General features: G+C 43.5%; 2 protein-coding genes. Both read left to right on the top strand.

Translation table 11 applies throughout. The features are described from left to right. On the top strand, window positions 1–625 hold a 625-nt coding region (locus BZG79_RS15640; RefSeq protein ID WP_206779511.1), incomplete at its 5' end, for a hypothetical protein. A 123-nt stretch (window positions 626–748) separates the two neighbouring features. Next, window positions 749–1,337, top strand: a 589-nt coding sequence (locus tag BZG79_RS15635) for a DUF262 domain-containing protein (protein WP_199878072.1), incomplete at its 3' end; no start/stop codon positions are given.

Raw genomic sequence — 1,337 nt, 5'->3', positions numbered from 1 at the left:
CACTAATGCAATGTTATGTTCTGGGGGAAGAATGAAAAAGCCTGATTTGGCAGTCGTATTTGAAGAAGGGATTCCAGACGAGCAGTTCTTAGAATTCAAGGATGCTGTTTCTGTCTCTGGTTTAGATGTTGCCGTTGAAGCACGTCCTGCTGCTGGACACAACGCCGGAGTAGAGTGGTTCATTCCGACAGCCATAGTTTTCTTCGTTGCAAAATCTTATTTCGATGGCTTTCTAAAAGAGGCTGGCAAAGACCACTATCAACTTCTTAAGTCGAAACTGTCGAAAACAGCGGCTAAGACTATGGAGTCCCCACGGCTTGAGCCGGTACTTTTGGGTACGAAGGGCAAGCTTCGTGAGGACAGCCCGTATTCTCTAGCGCTTTCAATCTATGCAGAATCCAATGATGGTAATACGTTTAAGCTACTGTTACCCAAGCCCAGCTATCAGCCCGACTACGAACATATCGTCTGCTCGTTCCTGAATTTCTTGAACGACTATCATGAGGGTGTGAAGGTGCTAGGAGACATCGGTTTTGACACCGATATTCAACCTCCCGGTCGAACAATTCTTGTGCGTATGAATGAAGAGTCTAAACAAATTGAATGGGTTGATCATCGGCAATAGAGAACATAACCAGGCCATGCAACGGATGCCAAAAACTCTGCTTCGCGTCGGTTTTGTAACCGGTGATGGCGAGCGTTATGGTATTTCGTAATAAACAAGTGACACTATAAAGGAGACTAATAAGTGAGTGATAAGTCAGGGTTGTCGATAAAGGGAGAGAGTATCCAGAGTTTATACGGCTCCTACCTCAAAGAGATATTTCTTGTAAATCGCCGTTACCAGAGAAAACTGGTTTGGACCGTAGAAGAAAAGCGCTCATTTATTAACTCCATCGTTAACGGGTACCCAGTACCATTGGTTCTTTTAGCTGAGATTACCAATGGGGCTGAAAGAAAGTTGGAAATTATTGATGGCATGCAAAGGATAAACGCCATAATGTCTTTTATTGACCAAGAGTTTGATTTGGATGGTCAATATTTTGACTTGGACACAATGGCTGATACTAAGATCTTGAAAGATAATGAGGTTATAGAGCAGAAGAAAGATATATTAGACAGGAAAGTTTGTGCCGACATTGTGCGGTACCAAGTTCCTCTCTCAGTATTTCAAGAATCTGGTGAAAGCCATATTGACGAAGTATTCCGGCGCTTAAACTCTGGGGGAAGACATTTATCGAAGCAAGAACTTAGGCAAGCTGGCGCTGTAAGCAAATTTGCGTCAATCGTTAGAAAGCTTGCAAGTAACATCAGAGGGGATTCGAGCCCTTCCGACA

Origin of the sequence: Salinivibrio sp. MA427, from assembly GCF_001996115.1 — a bacterium.
GTDB lineage: Bacteria > Pseudomonadota > Gammaproteobacteria > Enterobacterales > Vibrionaceae > Salinivibrio > Salinivibrio costicola.
The sequence above is the reverse complement of the archived record's forward strand: the minus strand, read 5'-3'. Positions and strand labels throughout refer to the sequence as shown.